The 22,586-nt window shown below is 70.7% G+C and carries 20 protein-coding genes; 8 read left to right on the plus strand and 12 right to left on the minus strand.

From position 1 onward, the window contains the following. The first annotated feature begins 26 nt into the window (after positions 1–26). The 4 genes from HNR02_RS08935 (at position 27) to HNR02_RS08950 (ending at position 3,396) form a co-directional block, all read left to right on the plus strand. Positions 27–563, plus strand: coding sequence for a Jag family protein (locus HNR02_RS08935; RefSeq protein WP_179772686.1), 537 nt, complete (start codon positions 27–29; stop codon positions 561–563). 194 nt (positions 564–757) lie between these two features. After that, positions 758–1,408, plus strand: coding sequence for a 16S rRNA (guanine(527)-N(7))-methyltransferase RsmG (rsmG, locus tag HNR02_RS08940; protein ID WP_179772687.1), 651 nt, complete (start codon positions 758–760; stop codon positions 1,406–1,408). A gap of 90 nt (positions 1,409–1,498) precedes the next feature. Continuing rightward, complete coding sequence (locus HNR02_RS08945; RefSeq protein WP_312860953.1) at positions 1,499–2,401, plus strand: ParA family protein; 903 nt, start codon at positions 1,499–1,501, stop codon at positions 2,399–2,401. Next, complete coding sequence (locus tag HNR02_RS08950) at positions 2,398–3,396, plus strand: ParB/RepB/Spo0J family partition protein (RefSeq protein WP_179772688.1); 999 nt, start codon at positions 2,398–2,400, stop codon at positions 3,394–3,396. Before HNR02_RS08945 ends, HNR02_RS08950 begins: the two co-directional genes overlap by 4 nt. A gap of 95 nt (positions 3,397–3,491) precedes the next feature. Here HNR02_RS08950 and HNR02_RS08955 read toward each other — a convergent pair whose 3' ends face one another. Both HNR02_RS08955 and HNR02_RS08960 read right to left on the minus strand, forming a co-directional pair. After that, positions 3,492–4,442: a D-alanine--D-alanine ligase family protein gene (locus HNR02_RS08955; protein ID WP_179772689.1), complete on the minus strand. Its 951-nt coding sequence runs from the start codon at positions 4,440–4,442 to the stop codon at positions 3,492–3,494. A 50-nt stretch (positions 4,443–4,492) separates the two neighbouring features. Continuing rightward, positions 4,493–5,806 (minus strand): aminotransferase-like domain-containing protein, encoded by a 1,314-nt coding sequence (locus HNR02_RS08960; RefSeq protein ID WP_179772690.1) that lies wholly within the window; start codon positions 5,804–5,806, stop codon positions 4,493–4,495. A gap of 180 nt (positions 5,807–5,986) precedes the next feature. Between HNR02_RS08960 and HNR02_RS08965 the strand changes: the two genes are divergently transcribed. Further along, on the plus strand, positions 5,987–6,634 hold the full coding sequence (locus tag HNR02_RS08965; RefSeq protein WP_179772691.1) for a GNAT family N-acetyltransferase: 648 nt from the start codon (positions 5,987–5,989) through the stop codon (positions 6,632–6,634). Positions 6,635–6,712: 78 nt separating this feature from the next. Here the strand turns inward: HNR02_RS08965 and HNR02_RS08970 are convergent, their stop codons facing one another. From HNR02_RS08970 to HNR02_RS09010, 9 genes are all read right to left on the minus strand, one after another. Further along, complete coding sequence (locus HNR02_RS08970) at positions 6,713–7,846, minus strand: N-acetylmuramoyl-L-alanine amidase (RefSeq protein ID WP_179772692.1); 1,134 nt, start codon at positions 7,844–7,846, stop codon at positions 6,713–6,715. Between the two features lie 202 nt (positions 7,847–8,048). After that, positions 8,049–8,375 (minus strand): thioredoxin, encoded by a 327-nt coding sequence (gene trxA, locus HNR02_RS08975; RefSeq protein ID WP_179772693.1) that lies wholly within the window; start codon positions 8,373–8,375, stop codon positions 8,049–8,051. Between the two features lie 30 nt (positions 8,376–8,405). Beyond that, the gene (gene trxB / locus HNR02_RS08980) at positions 8,406–9,395 is read right to left on the minus strand and encodes a thioredoxin-disulfide reductase (protein WP_179772694.1); all 990 of its coding nucleotides are present in this window, start codon (positions 9,393–9,395) and stop codon (positions 8,406–8,408) included. A 101-nt stretch (positions 9,396–9,496) separates the two neighbouring features. Further along, positions 9,497–10,264 carry an RsmA family anti-sigma factor gene (locus HNR02_RS08985; RefSeq protein ID WP_179772695.1) on the minus strand — a complete coding sequence of 256 codons (768 nt, stop codon included), beginning with the start codon at positions 10,262–10,264 and terminating at the stop codon, positions 9,497–9,499. Then, a complete protein-coding gene (gene sigM, locus HNR02_RS08990) occupies positions 10,261–10,896 on the minus strand; it encodes an RNA polymerase sigma factor SigM (RefSeq protein WP_179772696.1) in 636 nt (211 codons plus the stop codon). Before sigM ends, HNR02_RS08985 begins: the two co-directional genes overlap by 4 nt. A 10-nt stretch (positions 10,897–10,906) precedes the next feature. Further along, positions 10,907–12,490: a protein kinase family protein gene (locus HNR02_RS08995; RefSeq protein WP_179772697.1), complete on the minus strand. Its 1,584-nt coding sequence runs from the start codon at positions 12,488–12,490 to the stop codon at positions 10,907–10,909. Between the two features lie 79 nt (positions 12,491–12,569). Then, the gene (gene murJ, locus HNR02_RS09000) at positions 12,570–14,408 is read right to left on the minus strand and encodes a murein biosynthesis integral membrane protein MurJ (RefSeq protein WP_179772698.1); all 1,839 of its coding nucleotides are present in this window, start codon (positions 14,406–14,408) and stop codon (positions 12,570–12,572) included. Between the two features lie 351 nt (positions 14,409–14,759). Next, complete coding sequence (locus tag HNR02_RS09005; RefSeq protein ID WP_179772699.1) at positions 14,760–16,892, minus strand: DUF6049 family protein; 2,133 nt, start codon at positions 16,890–16,892, stop codon at positions 14,760–14,762. Further along, positions 16,889–17,413: an NUDIX hydrolase gene (locus tag HNR02_RS09010; RefSeq protein WP_179772700.1), complete on the minus strand. Its 525-nt coding sequence runs from the start codon at positions 17,411–17,413 to the stop codon at positions 16,889–16,891. The genes HNR02_RS09005 and HNR02_RS09010 overlap by 4 nt, the downstream gene beginning before the upstream one ends. A 125-nt stretch (positions 17,414–17,538) precedes the next feature. Between HNR02_RS09010 and HNR02_RS09015 the strand changes: the two genes are divergently transcribed. The 3 genes from HNR02_RS09015 (at position 17,539) to HNR02_RS09025 (ending at position 20,680) form a co-directional block, all read left to right on the plus strand. Beyond that, positions 17,539–18,987, plus strand: coding sequence for a CCA tRNA nucleotidyltransferase (locus tag HNR02_RS09015; protein WP_179772701.1), 1,449 nt, complete (start codon positions 17,539–17,541; stop codon positions 18,985–18,987). Positions 18,988–19,021: 34 nt separating this feature from the next. Next, entirely contained in the window at positions 19,022–20,311 is a 1,290-nt protein-coding gene (locus HNR02_RS09020; protein ID WP_179772702.1) for a sensor histidine kinase, read from the plus strand. 72 nt (positions 20,312–20,383) lie between these two features. Then, on the plus strand, positions 20,384–20,680 hold the full coding sequence (locus tag HNR02_RS09025) for a hypothetical protein (protein WP_179772703.1): 297 nt from the start codon (positions 20,384–20,386) through the stop codon (positions 20,678–20,680). Here the strand turns inward: HNR02_RS09025 and HNR02_RS09030 are convergent. Next, positions 20,677–22,530 (minus strand): TNT domain-containing protein, encoded by a 1,854-nt coding sequence (locus tag HNR02_RS09030; RefSeq protein WP_179775803.1) that lies wholly within the window; start codon positions 22,528–22,530, stop codon positions 20,677–20,679. The genes HNR02_RS09025 and HNR02_RS09030 overlap by 4 nt on opposite strands. Positions 22,531–22,586 lie beyond the last annotated feature (56 nt).

Genomic DNA, 22,586 nt, shown 5'->3' on the forward strand with positions numbered 1-22,586 from the left:
CTGGAGCCCGGTGAAAGGAGATGACCATGGCGGAGACGGTCGAAGCGATCGACGCCGAAGAAGAGGCACCTGCTGCGGAGGAGACGACCACCTCCGGTGAGGACCTGTTGGTCCGCGAAGGCGATATCGCCGGGGACTACCTGGAGCGGCTGCTCGATCTGCTCGACTACGACGGGGACATCGACCTCGACGTGGAAAGCGGCCGGGCGATCGTGAGCATTGACGGTGGCGACGATCTGGAGAAGCTCGTCGGCGGTCGCGGCCAGGTGCTGGAAGCGCTGCAGGAGCTGACCCGCCTCGCGGTGCAGCAGGAGACCGGTACCCGGAGCCGGCTGATGCTCGACATCGCCGGGTGGCGTGCCGGTCGTCGGGCGGAGCTGACCGAGCTCGGCCGGACGACGGCGGAGACGGTGAAGGCGACCGGCGAGAAGGTGCGGCTGCAGCCGATGAGCCCGTTCGAGCGCAAGGTCGTGCACGACGCGGTAGCGGCCGTGGGTGGCGTGAAGAGTGAGAGCGAGGGCGAGGAGCCCAAGCGTCGAGTGGTCGTGATGGCGGAGGCGTAGTTCCGCCACACCGATCGGATCGAGGCGGCCCACTTCGGTGGGCCGCCTTTTTCTTTACCCTCGGCCCGCGCCGACCGGACGCGTTTCACGTGAAACCGTCCACAGTTGCGGTCGGCCTCCCCGTGATGATGTTCGCGTCATAGAGAATGGTGGGGTCGGTCGTTTCACGTGAAACGCGGGATGAGGAGTAGCGAGTGGTGCCGGAGCCCGAGGTGGCGGGGCGAGTGTTCGGGGACGGTCTCGACAGGGCCGCCGAGTTCGTGGACATGCTGGAGCGGTCAGGGGTGGAGCGCGGTCTGATCGGACCGCGAGAGGTGGAGCGGCTGTGGGATCGCCATCTGCTCAACTCGGCGGTCGTCGGGGAGCGGATCGACGCCGGGGTTCGGGTGATCGATGTCGGATCCGGAGCAGGGTTTCCCGGGGTCCCGCTCGCGATCGCGCGGCCTGATCTCGACGTCGTCCTCGTCGAGCCGATGGCGAGGCGCGCCGACTGGCTGAACGAAGTCGTCGAGACCCTCGAACTGGATGTCACCGTGGAGCGCGGCCGGGCCGAGGAAAAGGTGCTCCGGAAGCGAGTGGGTCTCGCCGACGTGGTCACCTCCCGTGCGGTGGCGCCGCTCGCACGTTTGGCGGGTTGGTGCCTCCCCCTTGTTCGCGAGGGTGGCATGATGCTCGCAGTCAAGGGTGCGAGTGCCCGCGACGAAGTTGCCCGTGATGCGACGGCGGTGGCCCGCGTCGGTGGGGGTGTTCCCACGGTCTCTGAATGCGGGGTCGGTGTGCTCGAAACGCCGACGACCGTGGTTCGGGTCGAGCGAAGTGTTCGTCGGCCACGGCGCGCGGGATGACAAGATGGCTTGTGGAGGCCAGATCAGCATGAAGCGACCCATGTTCCACGTGAAACCAGCAGTGTCGATTGCGGAAAGGTGGCTCGGCCGGTGACCCCGCCTGCGTCAGACTGGACCCCCATTGCCGAAGAGGCCGAGCGTGCTGCCCGCGTGCTGCACCCGGAACCCAACTCCCTCCCCCAGCCCGATCAGCGCCGTGTCCTGACCGTCGCCAACCAGAAGGGCGGCGTCGGCAAGACGACCAGCGCCGTCAACCTCGCGGCAGCCCTCGCGGTGCACGGCCTCAAAACCCTCGTCATCGACCTCGACCCGCAGGGCAACGCCAGCACCGCGCTCAACGTGGACCACCGCTCGGGCACGCCGTCCATCTACGACGTGCTCCTCGGCGACCTCCCGCTCGGGGAGGCGATGGCGGTCAGCGAAAGCTCGCCCAACCTGTTCTGCGTGCCCGCCACGATCGACTTGGCCGGTGCCGAGATCGAGCTTGTCGAGATGGCCTCCCGCGAGTCCCGGCTCAAGGAGGCGCTCGCCGGGGACGTCGTCGATGAGCTCGGGATGGACTACGTCTTCATCGACTGCCCGCCCTCGCTCGGCCTCCTCACGGTCAACGCCATGGTCGCGGCTCGCGAGGTCCTCATCCCGATCCAGTGCGAGTACTACGCGCTCGAAGGTCTCGGCCAGCTCCTCAGCAATATCGAGCTGGTGCAGAAGCACCTCAACCCGGCGCTGTCCGTCTCGACGATCCTCCTCACCATGTACGACGGTCGCACCAAGCTGGCCGACCAGGTGACCGCCGAGGTGCGCGACCACTTCGGTGACGTCGTCCTCAAGACCGTCATCCCCCGCAACGTGAAGGTGTCCGAGGCACCCAGCTACGGCCAGACCGTGCTGGCGTACGACCCCGGTTCGCGAGGTGCGATGAGCTACGTCGACGCGGCTCGGGAGATCGCCGAGCGCGGCAGCAGCAACGGATCGAGGAGGGGCACGTTATGACCGAACGCAGGGGTGGTCTGGGGCGCGGCCTGGCCGCGCTGATCCCGACCGGGCCGCCCGCAGGCGAGACCCCCAGCGCCCCGGCGCGCGCGGAGACACCAGCGCGCAACGGTGAGAAGGACTGGTTCGCGGCCAACAGTGAGGTCGTCCCCAGCGGCGAGGTGGCCGGTGCCGTCTACCGCGAGATCCCGACCAGTGCCGTCAAGCCGAACCCGAAGCAGCCGCGTTCGGTCTTCGACGAGGACGCGCTCGCCGAGCTGGAGCACTCGATCCGCGAGTTCGGCCTCATGCAGCCGATCGTGGTCCGGGAGCTCGGCGACGGCGAGTACGAGCTCGTCATGGGCGAGCGCCGGCTCCGCGCGACCCAGCGCGCCGAGCTGGAGAACATTCCGGCCATCGTCCGGCAGACCGCCGATGAGGCGATGCTGCGCGACGCCCTGCTGGAGAACATCCACCGGGTCCAGCTGAACCCGCTCGAAGAGGCGGCCGCCTACCAGCAGCTGCTCGACGAGTTCGAGGTGACCCACGAGGAGCTGGCCTCCCGCATCGGCCGCAGCCGTCCCGTCATCACCAACACGATCCGTCTGCTGAAGCTGCCCCTCCCCGTCCAGCGGCGCGTCGCGGCCGGGGTCCTCTCGGCCGGGCACGCCCGCGCGCTGCTCTCGCTTGAGGACCCGGAGGCGCAGGAGGAGCTGGCGACGCGGATCGTGGCGGAGGGGCTGTCGGTCCGCGCGACCGAGGAGGCGGTGACGCTCAAGAAGAGCGAGGCGCCCGCCAAGCCGAAGGCCGCTCCCCGGAAGGCGATGCAGGCGCCGGGTCTCCAGGATCTGGCGAACCGGCTGTCGGACACCTTCGACACCCGGGTCAAGGTCGACCTCGGCCGCCGCAAGGGACGCATTGTCGTCGAGTTCGGCTCGGTCGACGATCTGGAGCGAATCGTCGCCATCATGGACCCGAATCGGGCAAATCAGGCGGTCAAAACCGATGAGGAATGACACCAGGTCGTTTCGTCACGGTGATGATTTGATCTGACAACACTGAGGGCCACCTCCCCCACGGGAAGGTGGCCCTCAGTGGTTCTGGAGCAGCGTCAGCCGGACCGGCGGATCGCCCGGCTGACCAGATCGGCGAACACCGCGCCCAGCGACGCCCCGGAGGTCTCGATCGCCATCGGTACCGTCGAGGTCTCGGTGAGTCCGGGCGACGAATTCACTTCGAGGAAGTAGACCGTCCCATCGGCGGCGACGATCGCGTCCGTGCGCGAGATGTCCCGCAGACCGAGCAGCCGGTGCGCGGCGACGGCCAGCTCACCGACCGCCTTCGCGGACTCCTCCGGCAGCCGTGCAGGCGCGAAGAAGTCGGTCAGCCCGGCGGTGTAGCGCGAGGTGTAGTCGTACACGCCGCTCTCCGGCACGATCTCCACGGCGGGCAGCGCCTCCGGCTCACCGTCCCGCTCCACGACCGCCACCGCGACCTCGACACCTTCGACCAGCCGCTCGGCCAGGACGGTGTCGCCGTAGGCGAAACAGCCGACCATCGCCGCGGGCAGTTCGGACGCGTCCCGCACCACTTGGGCGCCGAGGGCCGAGCCACCCTGGTCGGGCTTGAGGATCAGGGGCAACCCGAGGTGGTCCACGATCGCGTCGAGCACACCCTGCGCGCCCAGCTCGCGGAACGTGCTGTGCGGGAGCACGACCCATTCCGGCGTCGCGTACCCGGCGGCGGACAGCAGCGCCTTCGCGGTCGGCTTGTCCCAGGCCCGGCGGCAGCTGTGCGAGCTGGTGCCGACGTAGGGCACCCGCAGCATCTCCAGGACGGCCTGAACCGACCCGTTCTCCCCCTGGCCCCCGTGCAGGGCCACGACGGCCGCGTCGGGGCGCTCGGACCGCAACCGGTCGAGCAGGCCGGAGTCGGTGTCCCACTCCTCGACGGTCAGGCCCTGCTCCCGCAGCGCGGCGGACAGCCTGCGGCCGGACCGCAGCGAGACATCGCGCTCATGCGAAAGCCCGCCGGCGAGAACGGCGACGGTCGGCTCAACCACGCCGGCACTCTCCTCAATCTACTGTCTGAAGTGGACGAACAGCGCGGCGATCAGGCGGTGTCCGGCGACGGTGTCTCCGGCCCCGGGATCGCTCGCATGTTCACGTTACCGAACGTGCGCACCAGGTCCATTTCGGACTCGAGCACCGCGGCCAGTCGCCGCACGCCCTCCTTGATCCGCTCGGGTGTCGGGTAGCAGTACGACAGGCGCATCTGCCTGCTGCCGAAACCGTCGGCGTAGAAACCGGTTCCCGACGCGTACGCGACCCGGGCCGTGACCGCGCGCGGCAGCATCGCCTTGGTGTCGACGCCCTCCGGCACGGTCACCCACACGTAGAACCCGCCGTCGGGATGCGTCCAGCTGCAGCCCGCGGGCAGGTGCTGTTCGAGGGCGGAGATCATCGCGTCCCGCCGCTCCCGGTAGTTCTCGCGGAAGGTCTTGATCTGGCCCTTCCAGTCGTGCGTGGCGAGGTACCGCGACACGATCATCTGGTTGAACGTCGGCGGGCACAGGGTGGCCGACTCCGCGGCCAGCACCAGCTTCTCCCGCACCGCGTGCGGCGCGAGCACCCAGCCGACCCGCAGGCCCGAGGCGAACGTCTTGGAGAACGAGCCCAGGTACACGACGTTGTCGGGGTCGAGCGAGCGCAGCGCGGGGTAGGTCTGGCCGTCGAAGCCGAGCAGCCCGTACGGGTTGTCCTCGACGACCAGCACACCGTGCGCCCGGCAGATGGCCAGGATCTCGGCGCGCCGCTCGACCGCCAGTGTCACGCCGGCGGGGTTGTGGAAGTTCGGGATCGTGTACAGGAACTTGACGCGCTGACCGGCCCGCTCGGCGGCCGCGAGCGCCTCCCGCAGCGCCTCCGGGACCAGGCCCTGGTCATCCATCACGACGTGCACGACCTTGGCCTGGTACGCGGCGAAGGAGCCGAGCGCGCCCACGTAGGAGGGGCCCTCGGCCAGCACGATGTCGCCGGGGTCGCAGAACAGCCGGGTGACCATGTCCAGGCCCATCTGGGAGCCCACGGTCACCACGACGTCGTCGGAGTGCGCGGCGATGCCCTCCATCGCCATGACCTCGCAGATCTGCTCCCGCAGCACGGGCACGCCCTGCGCGGAGCCGTACTGGAGGGCGACCAGGCCGTCCTCGGCGATGATCTCCCCGATCTGCGAGGAGAGACTGTCCAGCGGGAGGGCGGCGAGGTTCGGCATGCCACCCGCGAGCGAGACCACCTCGGGCCGGCTCGCCACCGCGAAGAGCGCTCGGATCTCCGAGGCCGTCATGCCTGCCGTGCGGGCGGCGTAACGGGCGAGGTGGGGATCGAGGTCGCGGCGGCCGGTGTGCTCGGGTGGGTTCGCAGTCATCGCACTTCGCTTGCTGTCGATGGTCAGTTTCTCGAGTGTAACCACTCGTCCTTGTGATATTCCCGGCCTTTCGGCGTGGGTCACAGCCGCCTATTCTCGGAGACGGCCGAGCAGGCTGCGTGGATGTCTCACGCCCTGCGATCAGTCGGGCCTGCCGTGACGAATCCGGGGAGGGATCAGGTGTCACGTCGCGTCGTGGGTGTCACCCTCGACAACCTGGAACACCTGCCCAAGCAGTGCCGCCGGTGCGTGTACTGGGAGCTCGCACCGCACCTGCGCGCGCAGGCGGAGGAGTTCGGCCAGACCGAGGTCGAGAAGGAAGCCTGGGTCTCCTCCGTGCTGCTGGAGTGGGGTGCCTGCGGCCGGATGATCTACAGCGACACGCTGCCCGTCGGGTTCGTGCTGTACGCGCCGCCCAACCTGGTGCCGCGGTCGATCGCGTTCCCCACGTCCCCGCCGAGCGCCGACGCGGTCCTGCTGACCAGTTTCCACGTGCTGCCGGAGTTCCGCGGCGGCGGTCTGGGCCGCACGCTCATCCAGGCGGTCGCGAAGGACATGACGCGCCGCGGTGTGCGCGCGATCGAGGCGTTCGGCGACGCGAGGCCGGACGACGCCGACAACGAGTTGCTGGGCCACACCTGCGTGGTTCCCGCCGACTTCCTGACCGCGGTCGGGTTCAAGACCGTGCGGCCGCACCCCAAGTGGCCCCGGCTGCGCCTGGAGCTGCGGTCGGCGCTGTCCTGGAAGGAAGACGTCGAAGCGGCCCTCGAACGGCTTCTGGGCCAGGTGAGCATCACCACCGCGGAGCCCAGCACGGCGCGCGCCTAGCCGAGTTATCCACAGAATTCGTCCACAAGCAGGGGTTGTCCACAGGATGTTGTGGACAACCCCTCTTGAGCGTCTGGGTTATTCGGCCTTCGCGAGTTCGTGCGCGAGCACGTCGGCGAAGGTGAAGGTGCCGGTCGGCTGATCGCCCTCACCGAGCAGGTACAGCCGCTTGACGGCGATGAGGATGCCCTCGGCGACGATGTCGCGGAACGCCGGATCGGACAGCTTCGCGCGATCGCCGGGGTTGCTCAGGTAGCCGATCTCCATCCGCACCGCGGGGCAGCGGGTCATCCGCAGGATGTCCCAGGTCTTGGCGTGCGTCCGGCAGTCCAGCAGACCGGTCCGCGCCGCGACCTCGCGCTGCAGGTACCCGGCCAGCAGCTCGCCGACCGTGGAGGTGGTGCCCAGACCGTTGCCCCAGTGGAACGAGGCGATGCCCTGCGCGTGCGGTGAGGAGTTGCGATCGCAGTGCAGCGACAGGAACAGGTCGGCGCCCGCGTCGTTGGCGAAGGCGGCGCGCTCGGACTCGGCCGGGCCGGTGTCCGGGCCGCGCGAGATCAGGGCCTCCATACCGGTGGCCTTCATCCGGCCTTCCAGCCGGCGTGCGAGGTCCCACACCAGGTCCGCCTCGCGCAGGCCGCCGACCTCGACGCCCGCGTCGGCACCGCCGTGACCAGGGTCGATGACGATGCGCTTGCCCCGCAGGCGCGGACCGGACTGGCGGACCTGCTCCTGCTCACGCATCAGGACCGGGCGGCCACCGCGGGCGCGCGGCGAGAGCTGCCGCAGCGCGCGGACCGTCGCCGGACCGCAGATCCCGTCGATGACCAGGCCATAGTCGCGCTGGAAGTTGCGCAGCGCCGTCTCGGTCTTGGCGCTGAACATGCCGTCCGGGCGGCCGGCGTCGTAGCCCAGCTCGGTGAGCCTGTCCTGCAGGGCGAACACGTCGTCACCGTGCACGGGCGAGGAGATCAGGTAGGCCAGCGGACGGCTGCCCAGGTGGAACGTCGCGCCGCGCAGCACGTGGAAGGTGGCCGATCCGACCACCCCGTCGATGAGCAGACCGCGACGCTGCTGGAAACCGCGAACGGCCCGTTCGACCTCCTGGTCGAACAGGTTGCCGGCATCGGGCCGGAGCAGACCGATCGAGGCCAGCATCGACCTGATCTCAGCGACGTCGTCACCGACGTCGCCGCGGCGGAGCACCCGCATGCACTCCTCGCTCTTTCCTTGGGCACCGATCAAAAAACCGATGCGGCACAAACAGACTCGGGCTAACCTCGGGTACCCATTCTGCCCTGAAGACTCTCCGTGACCACGGAGGGCCGGTCGGTGCGTCATCCGGGCGGGTGGAACGAAAGAACCCGGGGGCCGTCCAGAGAAGACGTTTACCCCCGGGTCCGGGTTGCCTGGGTCAGGCGAGAACGTCGGACAGGTCCGACAGCAGCGCGGCCTTCGGCTTGGCGCCCACGATCTGCTTGACCGGCTTGCCACCCTGGAACAGGATCAGCGTCGGGATCGACATGACCTGGTAGTCGCGGGCGGTGCCGGGGTTCTCGTCGATGTCGAGCTTCGCGACGGTCAGCTTGTCGCCGTGCTCGGCGGCGATCTCCTCGAGTACGGGCGCAACCATCTTGCACGGCCCGCACCAGGTCGCCCAGAAGTCGACCAGGACCGGCTTGTCGCTGGTCAGGACGTCGTCGGCGAAGGACTTATCGGTCACCTTGACGGTGTCGGACATTTCATCTCCCTTTCGGTACGAGCTTGGAAGTCAGTTCGCGGAGCCGTAGCCGCCGCCCACCAGTTCGGGCGCGACCTCGGCCTGGGTGGTGCCGTGCTCGGCCAGCCAGCGCTCGGCGTCGATGGCCGCGGAGCAGCCCGAGCCGGCGGCCGTGATGGCCTGGCGGTAGGTGTGGTCGACCAGGTCCCCGGCGGCGAACACGCCCGGCAGGTTGGTGTAGGAGGTGCGGCCCTTGGTCAGGACGTAACCCTCCGCGTCCAGCTCGACCTGGCCCTTGACCAGCTCGCTGCGCGGGTCGTGGCCGATCGCCACGAAGAAGCCGGTGACGTCGAGGACGGACTCCGCACCGGTGACGGTGTCCGCCAGCTTGAGACCCTGCACCGTGGTGTCGCCCCGGACCTCGGTGACCTGCTTGTTCAGCGCCCACTTGATCTTCTCGTTGGCGCGGGCGCGGTCGAGCATGATCTTCGAGGCGCGGAACTCCTCACGCCGGTGGACGATCGTCACCGAACGGGCGAACTTCGTGAGGAAGGTCGCCTCCTCCATGGCGGAGTCGCCACCGCCGAGCACGGCGATGTCCTGGTCGCGGAAGAAGAACCCGTCACAGGTGGCACACGCGGACACGCCGCGGCCGAGCAGCTCCTGCTCACCGGGCACGTTGAGGTAGCGCGCCGCCGAACCCATCGCGAGCACCACGGCCCTGGCCGCGTAGCGGGTGCCGTTCGCGGTGACGTACTTGACGTCGCCCTCCAGCTCGACCTGCTCCACGTCCTCGGCACGCAGCTCCGCGCCGAAGCGCTCGGCCTGCTTGCGCATCTCCTCCATCAGGTCCGGGCCCTGGATACCCTCCCGGAAGCCGGGGTAGTTCTCGACCTCGGTGGTGGTCATCAGCGCGCCGCCGAACTGCGAACCCTCGAACACCAGCGGTTCGAGCTGGGCACGCGCGGCGTACACCGCGGCCGTGTACCCCGCCGGACCCGACCCCACAATGATGAGGTTCCGAACGTTTTCCGCTGCCACCCGTAGACCTCCGCTCGTCGTGACCTGCGTACCAGGCTCAACACGATCGTAGGGTCCAGTGTTCCCGGCGTGACACGCGTCGCCGGTGTTACGGAGCGGCGCTAGCCGATCACCTTGTCCAGCAGCACCCCGGCGTTGCCCGCACCGCAGGTCGGGGCGAACGCGACCAGCCGGAACTTCGCGATCTGGCCCGTGGTGAGCAGCGTCAGCACGGCGGGCTGCCCGTCGATCGTGCCCTGGCGGGCGCCGATCGGCCGGGCGGTGTCGGCGAAGCCCGCCGCGGTCAGGCAGGTTTGCAGCGCTTCGGCGCTGCCCAGCGCGCCGTAGTCGAACGCGCCCTGGATCTGCCCGATCGCGCCGGCGGCGGCCTGATCGTCACTGCGCAGGTTCAGCGGCGGCTGCGCGGCGCTCTGACCGGGCGGCGGCGCGGCGACGTTGTCACCGGGGGACGTCGACGTGCCGCCCGGGACGGTGATGGCGATGGCGGCCACCGCGGCGGCGGCCACGGCGACCACTCCGCTGATCCAGCCGATGCGCTTGTTCCGGCGGCGGCGGGCGGCGTCCAGGCTCACCACCGGCGCGACGCCGGACCGCTGCGGAAAGGACTGACGGGCCTCGTCGGCGATCGCGGCGTCCAGGCGCGCGGCGAACTCCGCGGGCATGGGCGGGAGGTCGGCGCTCAGATCGGCCAGGTCGGCGGTGGTCGCCTCCAGTGCCTCGATGATCGCGCGCGCTTCGAGGTCCGCCCGCACCAGCGGCCACAACCGCTCCGCCTCGTCGGAGTCCAGGACACCCGCGTGCAGGTCGGCGAGCAGGTCGACAGACCAGGGCGGGCCGGCGGCCTCGATCCCCCGACTCTCGTCCGTCATCGTCCCTCCCTCTCGCGCTGTGCCCCAGAACGGCCGTCGCGCTCCCGTTTGCTTTCGGAAGTTGGGACGTTCGCTGCCGCATCCGGGTTCCGGAGGTGCCCGAGAACTTTGGCGAGTTTGGCGCGTCCCCTCGCGCAGCGGCTCTTCACCGTGCCCTCGGCGATCCCGAGCATCTTCGCGGTCTCGTGCACCGAGTACCCCTCGACGTCGACCAGCACGATCGGCATCCGCTGGTCCTCCGGGAGCTGGGCCAGCGCCTCCTTGATGACCAGCCGGGTCTCCCGGTCGGCCATGCTGTCGCGTGGTGTCGCGGGTTCGTGTACCCCGGTCTCGGGCAGCGGAACCGTGGGGCGGGCCTGCTTGCGCCGGACCCGGTCCAGGCAGGCGTTCACCACGATCCGGTGCAGCCAGGTGGTCACCTGGGATTCGGCGCGGAAGTTGGCGGCCGCCCGGAAGGCGGAGATGAAGGCGTCCTGCAGGGCGTCGGCGGCTTCCTCGGGATCGCGCAGGGTGCGCAGAGCCACCGCCCACATGCGGTCCCGATGCCGCCTGACCAGTTCGCTGAACGCGTGCGGGTCACCCGACGCGTGCGCCGCGAGGAGGTCGGCGTCCGTTGGTGCAGCTGCGGTCACCCGCAGCACCCTACTGGGCGGGCAGGAACGTCAATTCGCCTATCTGGGACTGGAAGCCCTTGTCCGTGTCACTCAGCTGAGTGATCCAGATGATCACGTACTGCGCTTGCTGGGGCTGCGGAAGGGTGATCTCCGTGGTCTGGCCGTTCACGGTGGCTGTGCCGACCACCCGGGTGTCCGCCAGCTCCGGGTTGCGGGAGTCGGCGAGCCGCACCTCGACGGAGGTGCCGGGGCTGTCCGCGGTGATCGTGACCTTCGCCAGGTTGAGCGGCTGGTCGAAGCTCGCCAGCAGGCCGACGCCCTCCTTGATGGCGGGGAACTGCTGCCGGTACTGGTCGCTCCGCCAGATCGTGCTCTCGTCGCCGTCGACGGTCATGCGCGCGCGACTGGTGTTGTCGCCGTTGCCGTCCGGGTTGTAGACCGTCACGCTCTCCGGGCCGACCGGCGCGCCGATCTGGGGGCCGGTGGAGGCGGGCGGGTTCGGTGACGGGTTGACCGGCGCCGAGGCCGACGCGGTGGGCGTCGGGTTGGCCACGTTGATCGGTGGCCCGCCCGAGCTGGGGTCGTCCTGGAAGAAGCTGATGGCCAGCATGCCGAGCCAGGCGAGGATGGCGACGGCGGCGACCACCAGCACGGTGACGCCGAGCGCCAGCTTGCGGCGGCGCGCGCGGTCCTTGACCGGCTTCTTCGTCGTCCAGATCGTGCCGTCGCCGTCGGCCTCCATCTGGGCCTTGATCAGCTGGGTGCGCTCCTCGGCCTCGGCGGCCATCTCCAGCGCGCGCACGATCGCCGCGCTCGTGCGGATGCCGCCGGGGCCGCCGTCCTCGACCGTGCGCACGGCCAGCGAAGACAGCTCCTGCGGCACCGAAGGCTGCAGCGAGCGGGGCGGGACGAGGCGGCCGTTCGGCGCGTGCGGCGCGGCCGGGATGGCGGCGGGCCCGCCCGGCAGCGGCCACCGTCCGGTGAGCAGCAGGTAGAGGATGCCGCCGATGGCCTTCACGTCGTCGCGCAGCGTCGCGTCCGGCAGCGGGCCGGGGAACGCGAGCCGCAGCGAGCCCTCGGTGGTCAGGCGGAGGCGCTGCGGGTGGTCGAGCCCGAGCACCAGACCGGAGTGGTGGGCGCGCTCGACGGCCTCGGCGAGCCGCTGGACCATCCGCGCCGCCGCGAGCGGCTGCACCGGGCGGTCGGCGACGAGGTCGATCAGGTCGGTGCCCTTGGTCCATTCGGTGACGACCACGCCCAGCAGGCCCTCACCCGAGGTGATGCCGCTGCCGAGCGTGAGCACGTCGAGGACGCGGGCGACCGCGTCGTGGTTGAACTTGGCCGCGTGAGTGGCGCGTTCGAGCGTCTTGCGGGCCTGACGGGCGGCTTCCGCGTCCGCCGGATCGCCGACGAGCAGCGTCAGCGCGACGTCCCGCCGCAGCTGGCCGTCCCGCGCGCGCCACAGGTGCGCGCCCGCCCGCTCGTCGATGCCGAACTGGGCGAGCAACCGGTACCGGCCATCGCCCACGACGCTGCCCGGCGCCAGGGAGCCTCCCCGTGCGCGGACACCCGTCCGGATCGGACCGGACTGCTCGCTCCGCTTCTCGTTCACCCCACGCTCTCTTTCCCAGATCTGGGACCGAGCGTACGTGAACACGCGGGGTGAGACAGGGTTATCCGTGCGTCGTTCGTTACCCGCGCTTGATCAAACGGGTGATTCTCTTCGTCGCCGGACTCAGCTCGTCCACCCTGAGCAGCGCCAATACGCCGAACGACACGCCGAGCCCGACGATACCCTGCACGACCAGCTTGATCCACGCGGTCAGCCGCTCGCCGAAGTCCGGGACGACGAAGCCGACCAGCACCGCCGCCACCACGCCGAGCGCGCTCGCCACGACGGTGAAGAGGATCACGCCGAGCACGCGCTTGCTGCGCAGGTTGCCCAGGCTCACCCACAGCCAGACCTGGCCCATGATCGCGCCGACCACGAACGTCAGCGAGTTGACCATCATCGCGCCGAGCACGATGTTCTGGTCGGACAGCAGCACCGGGCACAGGTACAGCAGCGGGATCTTGACCAGGGTCATCACAACCATGATCAGCGTCGGGGTGCGGGCGTCCTTCATCGCGTAGAACACCCGCAGCTGCAGCATGACCAGCGCGTACGGCAGCAGTCCGAAGGCCGAGATGGCCAGCGCCTCGCCCAGCCGGGACGCGTCGGCGGACGAGTTCGCCCCGCCGCTGAACAACGCGACACCGATCGAACTGCCGATGACCGACATCACCGCGGCGATCGGCACCAGCATCACCGTCGAGATGCGTGAGGCGTACGACAGGTCCGCGACGACCTTGCGGGTGTCACCGTCGGCGGCGTTGCGGGACAGCCGCGGCATGATCGCGGTCAGCAGCGAGACGCCGATGACGCCGTAGGGCAGCTGGAACAGCAGCCAGGCGTTCGAGTAGATCGTCACCCCGCCCGGGTCACCGCTGGTCAGCACCCGCGTGTTGATGGTGAAGCCGATCTGGCTGACCCCGACGTAACCGAGGATCCACAGCGCGAGGCCGCCGAACTCCTTCATGCGCTTGTCGATGCCCCAGCGCCACTTGAACCGGAACCCGGTCCGCAGCAGCGGGGGCACCAGGATGATCGCCTGGATGACGATGCCCATGGTGACGCCGATGCCGAGCAGCAGCAGCTTCGGCTGGCTCACGTCGACCGGGTCGTCGGCGACGATCTCGCCGGGCAGGACCAGGTACACCGCGAGCGTGAAGATCACGACCAGGTTGTTCACCACCGGCGCCCACGCGGGCGGCCCGAAGATCTGCTTGGCGTTGAGGATCGCCGACAGCAGCGCGAACAGGCCGTAGAACAGGATCTCCGGCAGGAGCAGCCGGGCGAAGGCGTTGGTCAGGTCGGTGGCGCCCTGTGTCGCGTCGTCGTCCAGGTACAGCGACGTCAGCAGCGGTGCGGCCGCCACCGCGATCACGGTGCCGATCAGCAGGAGCACGAACCCGACGGTCAGCATGCGCTGCGTGTAGGCGGTGCCGCCGTCCTTGTCGTCCTGGGACCGCACCAGCAACGGCACCACGACACTGCTCAGCACCCCGCCGAGCAGCAGCTCGAACACGATGTTCGGCAGCGTGTTCGCGATGTTGAACGAGTCGTTGATGATCGTGGTGCCGACGGCCCAGACCAGCATGATCTTCCAGAAGAACCCGGTGATCCGGCTGATCAGCGAGGCGATCGCGATCCGGCTGCTGGACTTCGCCAGCGACGGGGCGGCCGGCTTGTCCGGCGCCTCGACCGGCGGGATGAACCCGGTGGCGTCGAGCCCCGGCCCCTCGCCGAACGACGTCGACGGCGAGGTCGAGATCCGCGGCATCATGCGCGTGGCCAGCGCGTCGTAGGGCCGCAGCACGTCGGGGTCGGCCACCGGCCAGCGGTTGCCGCCCTGCACACCGCTGATCCGCGGGATCAGCATGGTGGCTTCCGGATCGTTCGGCGGCAGCGGCGGCGCCCCGAAGGGCATGCTGTCCTGGTGCCGGCGCTCCTGGCGCCACGGCCGCACCGGTTGCCGCTGGTCGGGGCGTGGCCCGCGGCCCGCGGGCGGTGGTTGCCCGCGGTCCGGCGGCTGGCGGCGCGGCGGCGGTGGCACCCGGTCCGGGGGCAGCTGCCCCTGTTGCCGGTTGCGCTGCTGCGGCCGGGGCCTGCCGTTGGCTGGTGGCGGCGGAACGCGGCGAGCCGGTTCCTGCGGAGCGCGATCAGGCGGCGGGCGCCGCGTCACGCGGTCGGCGGGACGCTCGGGTGGCCACCCCGGGTCTCTGTCCAACGCCTGCCCAATCCCTCGCCGGTCCGGTTGTCGGCTCCCCAGAGTAGCCGGTCAGGCCTTCCTGGCCCGGACGCGACGGTAGATCTGCCGCCCGGAGAGCAGGACCAGCGCCGCGCCGCCCGCGATGGTGAGGACGAGCGTGACCACGCCGTACTCGTTGGACCGCAGCTGGAACCGCGCGGGCTGTCCCAGCGGCGTACCGCCGGGAGTGGTCAGCGACACGGTCACGCTGAACACACCGGCCCGCTGCGCCTCCGCCGGGATGCGTTCCTGGCCGCCCAGCCCGGCGGGCAGGATCCGGTCCGGCACCGGCTCGGCGCGCAGGCCCGGGTTGTTGTCCAGCTGGATCCGCACCACGATCTGCACGGGCAGCTTGTTGTCCAGGAAGACCGGCAGCGGCGCGGAACCCGACGCCATCGAGATCGGCTGCTCCGGGGTGGCGACGGTGACGCGGCCGAGCAGCGCGTCGAGGTCGGCCCGCGCGTCGGCCGCGGACGCCTCGGCGGCGCCCTGCCGCGGGCGCCAGGCGGCGGAGGTGTTGCGGACCAGCGCGAAGCGCAGCGGTTCGAGCACCTGCGCAGGCTCGACCTGGGCGGCCGAGTCGATCTGCATCGCGTTCTGCACGTCGGCCATCGTGGCTTCGATCGAGGCCATCTCGTCGGTGACCGAGGCCGGGGTCGCGGCGGCGACGTCCTCGGCGGTGTAGCTCATCTTGGCGGTGCCCGCGCTCGCCGTCGCCAGCAGCGCGGGCAACGGCTGCGGCGTCAGCATGCCGCGGTCGGCGAAGTCGCCGACGTTGCGCAGGAACCCGGTCAGCTCGTCCACCGAGGCGTTCCACCGGCGCGGCGGCGCCACCAGCACCGGGCGCGACGCGGCCGAGGACAGGCCGCCGCGGAAGGCGAGCGCGGCCAGGCCGTTCTGGGCGGCGATGTCCGGATCGTCCACCGGGGTCGCGGAGGCGGTCTCGTCGTCGGCGTCCGCGCCGGTGAGCCCGGACAGCACCAGCGAGTCGACCTGCTGCGCCCGCAGCTGGGTGCCGTCGAGGGTGACGGCGCCCGCCGACTGGCTGCTGGTGTTGAGCACGGCGGGCTCGGTGATCAGCGTCCGCACGCCGGCGTCGCCCAGCGCGGTCTGCGTCGCCTGGTCCACCGCGCCGTCGGTCCACAGCACCCCGTCCTGTGGCGCGACACCGATCAGCTCCCGCACCCGCGCGCCGGTGTCCAGCGCGAACGGCATCAGGTCACCGCCGCGCACCTTGGACAGCGCGGTGAGGTCGGCGTCGGCGTAGGGCATCTGGACGACGCACCGCCCGGCGACCAGCTCGCGCAGCGACTGCAGCCACGCCTTGGCGTCCTCGGCGCCGGTGCCGGCCACGGTGCCGGTCGCGGTGCGGACCTGGTAGCCGCGTGACATCGCGTCGACGGTGTCGAGCAGGTCCGGGTCGACCGCGAAGCACAACGCGCGCGTCAACCGCGGATCGTCGCGGACCGAGTTCGCCGACTCGACCAGCGCGTGCAGGCGGCCCCCGTCCCGCAGCTCGTCCGCGAGCACGTCGTCGGAGAGCACCGCGGTGCCGCCGAACGGGGCCGACACGATCCGCGGCCGGGTGTCGGCGATCGGCCACAGCATCGTGAACTGCGCCGGAGTCGTGTTCTGCCCGGTCGCCGTCTTGCCGGGCGCGGACAGCACGGGCATCAGCGTGCTCAGCGACGCCAGCCGCGCCGCGCCGCCGTAGTCCGGGGTGCCGTTGACGTTGACCAGCAGCGGGTACAGGCCCGCGCTGTTCACCCGCAGGTTGCCGCGCGTGCCGTCGAGGCGGACGGTGACGTTGAGCTGGCCGGTCTCCCCCGGCTCCAGCGTGGACGGCTCGACGTCCAGGAACTCGGTGTTCGAGGCGGGCGCCGCGGCCGAACCGCTCATCGCGGTGCGCACCTGCTTCTCGGTGGTCACCTTCTGGCCGAGCTCCAGGCGCACCTGCAGGTCGCTGATCCGCCGGTCGCCGATGTTGGTCACGGTTCCGCTGACGTTGAGCGTCGACGAGGTCGTGGTGATCACCCGCGGGTTGAGCTGCGAGATGTCCAGCCGCAGACGGCTGTCACCGTCGCCGGACTGGGCCCCCGCGGTGACCGGGGTGAGCATCGCGACCAGGAACGCGACCAACGCCGTGGCGGCGAACCGCTTCACTCCGACGCTCCTTCTGTAGCTCGCGTGTCGTCGTCGAACAGTTCCCTGGCCTTGCGGACCAGCGACCGCTCGTCGGTGTGGGCGAGCCGGGTCTCCAGGTCGGCGACCGGTACCCAGGCCACCTCGGTGACCTCCGAGTCCTCGTCGGACAGCTCGCCGCCGGTGGCTTCCAGCAGGAAATGATGCACCGTCTTGTGCACCCGCCGACGCTCGGCCACGAACCAGTAGTCGATGGTGCCCAGCGGCCGCAGCACTTCCGCCGAGATGCCCGTCTCTTCCTTCACCTCGCGCACGGCAGTCTGCTCGATCGTCTCGCCGTCCTCGATGTGGCCCTTCGGCAGCGACCAGAAGAGCCTGCCGTGGCGGTCCAGCTTGCCGATCAGCACCGCGTTCGCCCTGGCCGGGTCGACCACGAGACCGCCGGCGGAGGTCTCCACCGAGGTCTTCATCCGCCTGCCGCGGCGGCGGCGTGACCGGCGACGCGGCTTACCCCCGCCGGAGCGACCGGCCGATCCAGACATGCTGCGATGCTAGTGCGTCGTGGCCCCCGCGGGCCGCGACTGCGTAGTTGACTGTTCACTCCTGGTCGATGGGTAGGCTGGTTCCCCGTGTCTGTTGAGTCCACTCCGGAGGCGGTCCGATCCCGGTGAACGAGCTGACCGCGAAGCGGAACGCGGTGACCGAGCTGATGCGCATCTCGCCGCTGGCCGATGAGCTGGCCGGGCTGTTCGCCAAGGCCGGGCACCGGCTGTACCTGGTGGGCGGGAGCGTGCGGGACGCGCTGCTCGGCCGCCTGTCCGCCGATCTCGACTTCACCACCGACGCGCGGCCGGAGCGAATACTGGAGATCGTGCGCGGCTGGGCCGACGGCGTGTGGGAGGCGGGCATCGCCTTCGGCACGGTCGGCGTCACCAAGCGCGGATCGACGCTGGAGATCACCACGTTCCGCGCCGACGTCTACGACCGGGTCAGCCGCAACCCGGAGGTCACCTTCGGCGATTCGATCGAGGGCGACCTGCGGCGCCGTGACTTCACCGTCAACGCGATGGCCATCGACTTGTCGACCAAACAGTTCGTCGATCCCCACGACGGGCTGGACGCGCTGCGGCGGAAGGTGCTCGACACGCCGGCCACGCCCGAGGAGTCCTTCGCCGACGATCCGCTGCGCATGCTGCGTGCCGCCCGGTTCGTCGCCCAGCTCGGCTTCGAGCCCGCGCCGCGTGTGGTGTCCGCGATGACGGAGATGGCGGGCGAGATCGAGCGGATCACCGCGGAGCGCGTGCAGACCGAGGTGTCGAAGCTGCTGCTCGGCCGGTTCCCCCGGCACGGGCTGGAGCTGATGGTCGACACCGGGCTGGCCGGTCACGTGCTGCCCGAGGTGGCCGGCATGCGGCTCGCGATCGACGAACACCACCAGCACAAGGACGTCTACCAGCATTCGCTGACCGTGCTGGAGCAGGCGATCGCGCTGGAGCGCCGGGACGATCCGGACGCCGGACCCGACCTCGTGCTCCGGCTGGCCGCGCTGCTGCACGACATCGGCAAACCGGACACCCGCCGCTTCGAGCCCGGCGGCGGGGTGAGTTTCCACCACCACGAGGTCGTCGGCGCGAAGATGGCCCGCAAGCGTTTGCGTGCCTTGAAGTACCCGAAGCAGGTGATCGAGGACGTCGGCCAGCTCGTGTTCCTCCACCTGCGGTTCCACGGCTACGGCAAGGGCGAGTGGACCGACTCGGCGGTGCGCCGGTACGTGACCGACGCCGGTGAGTTGCTGCCGCGCCTGCACAAGCTGGTGCGGGCCGACTGCACGACGCGGAACAAGCGCAAGGCGGCCGCGCTGCAGCGGACCTACGACGAGCTCGAGGAGCGGATCGCGCGCATCCAGGCCGACGAGGACCTCGCGAAGGTGCGGCCCGACCTGGACGGCAACGAGATCATGAAGATCCTCGGCCTGCCGCCCGGTCCGATGGTCGGCAAAGCGTGGAAGCACCTGAAGGAACTGCGCCTGGACCGCGGCCCGCTCGACCACGACGAGGCGATCGCCGAGCTGCGCCGCTGGGCGGAGGAAAACGGCGTCGCACCTCCCGCGCTGTAACTTACGAGGCGGCCGAGACGACCGGGAGGTCGTGATGTCCGCACCGCGCGCGGCGAGTTATCTGGGCACCCTCCTGCGAAGGGGGGCGCCCGCGATGGCGGGCGCGACCGGCGGTCTCGACGACGGGATCGCCGATCCGGCACCGGTCCCGGCACTGCGCCGGATGCGCCGGACGGCCGGACCGGTCGACCTCGCGGCGCGGGACAACCTGCTGCTCCGCGCCACCCGGTACGTCGCGATGGTGCCGCTGGCCTACCGCGTCCTGGCGGTGGCCGGGGCGCTGGCCGCGTTCCTCGCCGGTGGCCACGGCGGCGTCGTGCCGGTGGTGGCGGTCGCGGTGGTACTGATCGCGTGGAACGTCTTCGGACTGCGCTGGCTGGTGCGGTCGGCGCCGTTCCATTCGCGGGGCGCCGTGCGGTTGCTGGCGCTGGACGTGGTGCTCACCGTCGTGGCGAACCTGGTGGTCGCGGCACTGGTCCCGGAACCGGCGTTCGCGGCGGCGATGCAGGTGCCGGGCAAGGAACTGCTCGGCGGCGTGGCGCTGCTGACGCTCGCGCTCGGGCTGGGTCACGGGCTCGGCCTGATGATCTTGAGCGTGCCGCTGGCCGGGATCGCGTGGTGGTTCAACTCCGGTTCGTTCAACGTGAAACAAGCGGTGTCCGGACTCGCCACGATGGCCGGGGTCCTGGTGACCGCGACGGGCGCGCTGGTGCTGCTCGGTCTCGGCACCCGGCTCGCGCTGGCGTACGGGATCCGGCACGGACGCGAGGCCGAGCGCGCGCGGCAGCACCGCATGCTGCACGACACCGTGCTGCAAACGCTGGAGACGATGGCGCTTCCCGGTGCGGGCAGCCCGGAACACCAGCTCAGCGAGATGCGCCGGCTGGCCCGCGCGCACGCGATCGAGCTGCGGCAGACGATCGAAGGCGCGGAAGGCAGCGGCCCACTGGGCGCCAAACTCGCCGCGCTGGCCGCGGAAATGGCCCGCGACGGCCTGCGCGCCCAGCTGGTCATGGCGGAACTCGACGCGGACACCCTGACCGAGGTCCGGCAGGTCGCGATCCGCGACGCCGCACGGGAAGCGCTGCGCAACACGTTGAAGCACTCGGGAACCGACCGCGTCGTGGTCCGGGCCGAGGAGCGCGACGGCGGCGTGGCGGTCGTGATCCGCGACCACGGCGCCGGTTTCGACGAAACGGACCGCCCACCGGGCTTCGGCATCAGCGAGTCGATCACGGCGAGGCTGACCGAAGCGGGCGGCCAGGCGCTGGTCGAGTCGAGCCCGGGCAGCGGAACTCGCGTGACGCTCTGGATGCCGCGATGATCACCGGGGTATCCCGCGGCAGGGTGCGTTCGCGCCGAAAGGGGCTGATCGACGGTGGATAACTTCCCGCACATGACCGAAGAACAGAACGAAACCCAGAGGCTCGCCATCGAAGCACTGGAGATTGCCCGCCTCGCCCGCGACGAAGCCGCGGCCTCGAGAGTCCTTGCCGCAGGGGCATCGAACGACGTTGGCGAGGTCAAGGCCGAGCTGAAAGCGCACACCCGCGTGCTCAACGCCCTTCGTGAGACTCAGGTCGAACACGGCCAGCGGCTGGACCGGGTCGAGACCGAGATGCGGAACGGCTTCGCGATGATGGCGCAGGGGATGGCCCGCATCACCGAGCTGATCGAAAGTCGCGAAAGCTAGATCCGTTCCAGGGCCCCGATCTCGACATGCTGCCCGGTGGCGTACGGCAGGAAGTACGCCACCGCGCCACCCGGCAGCGCACCCCACGGCTCGGTCACACCGGTGAGCACCCGCAGCGGCCGTGCGACGCGGTAGAGCGCCTGCTGTCCCTCCCGGTCCGGGACGAGTGACGTTTCCGGGAACCGGGCCGTCTCCTCGTGCAGCAGGTTCCCGGTTTCCGCCCCGAACCGGACCAGTGTCGTTCCGGCGGCCAGTGTGATCAGGCGCTTCGCCCGGAACATCGTCAACGGTGGCTCGCCGCGCATCGGCTGGATCGGCCAGCTGCCTTCGTCGTCGACCACTCGCACCGGGTAGAGCAGCAACGATCCGAGCAGGAACCGCGCCGCCTCCTCCACCCGGGCGAACGCGGCGGGCTCCGCGCCGTCCGGGCCGGTGACCTCCCAGCTCGACTCGGTGCGCCGCAGACTCCACGCGCCTTCGGCCCGCGAACCGATGCGGTACGAACGGGCCGCGATGCCGTACTCGGCCAGCCGCCGTTCCAGGACGGTCAGCACCTCCGACGCCCGCAGCCCGTACGGCGGGTCGCCGCCGCGATCGGTCAGCGTGACCGCGTCGACCTCACCGGCCGCGGGCTGCGGCGGCAGCGGCTCGCCCCGCAACTCCGCCTCCGCCGCGGCGAGCAGGTGCGGCGGCACGTGCGGCACGCGGTAGCCGTGCGCGCGGATGTGCCCGGCCAGCTCCGGCTGCGGCGGCAGACCGTACTTGCGCAGGTAGTGCGGCACGGCGGCGGCCCAGATCCATTCGCCGTCGGTGTGGAAGGCGTCGGGCACCTCGGGCGGGTTCACCGGGGCGAACAGGTCCGGCAGGCGGTACGGCCTGCTCACCGCGACGGGTGCGCGGTAGAGGTAGTCGAACAGGGCGCGGGCCTCCTCCGGTGGCAGCGCCTGCCGGTTGACCACGGGCGGTTCGCCGGGGTTCTGCGCGTCGACCACCGCCGCGTGCCGGAACGTCGCGTCCACCGGCAGACCGGCCTTGGCCGCGAGCCAGTCCGGGACCTGCTCGCGCTCGCGTGGGAACTGCTCCAGCTCCGCCTCGTACGCGCGGGCGGTCGGCCGTCCCGCCGGCGACTGGCGCCAGTTCGGCTCCGCCTCCGCGTCGTGGTCGAACGCGAAGTCCGCGGGCGCGACCAGCGTCAGGGTGCCCTTGAACCACGTCCCGGCGCCCGGCTGGTACATCGCGGCGCGTAGTTCGCTGAACAACTGCCCGAGCCGTGGCGACGCGGGCAGCGACACCGATTCGCCCTCGCCCGCCGCCCTGACTTCGATCTCCGCGTAGTCCCCGACCTGACGGAACTGGGCCGCGATGCGCTCCCAGCCGTTGGGCACCACGGTCCGCAGCAGCCGCGCGATGTCGCGCACCATCTCCTGCGGGTCACCGACGCCCAGCGTGCGCGCGCCGACGGTGAAGTCGTGCCGTTCCTGCCAGATCGCGGTGATCTCGTCCTCGGTGGCGGTGACGCCGAAGTCGCGCAGGCCGAGCTGCCGCGCGCGCACCTCGTCGGTGCCGTTCCACCGCAGGGTCAGGCCCTCGCCGGGCGCGATGCGGTAGGTGTCGTCGTCGAAGAGGCAGTGCGTCTGCAGGCTGAAGGTGGCCGCGACCTCGGATTCCGGCACGACCTTCGCCGGGCGCGACTCGAACCCGGTGTCGAAGTCCGCGGGCGCGTCCTCCCCCGGCGCGGCCACGAGCAGCACCGACGCGTCCGCGGTGGAGCGCTGCGCCGCGAAGACCCGCCCCTGCCAGACGGCGTACAGCCCGTCCGGACGTTCCGCCAACTCGACCCGGTACCGCACGAGGACCCCCCGCTCGTCGAAATGCCCGTCCAATGTAGCCGGATGGGGGCGCCGCG

The organism is Amycolatopsis endophytica (genome assembly GCF_013410405.1).
GTDB classification, from domain to species: Bacteria; Actinomycetota; Actinomycetes; order Mycobacteriales; family Pseudonocardiaceae; genus Amycolatopsis_E; species Amycolatopsis_E endophytica.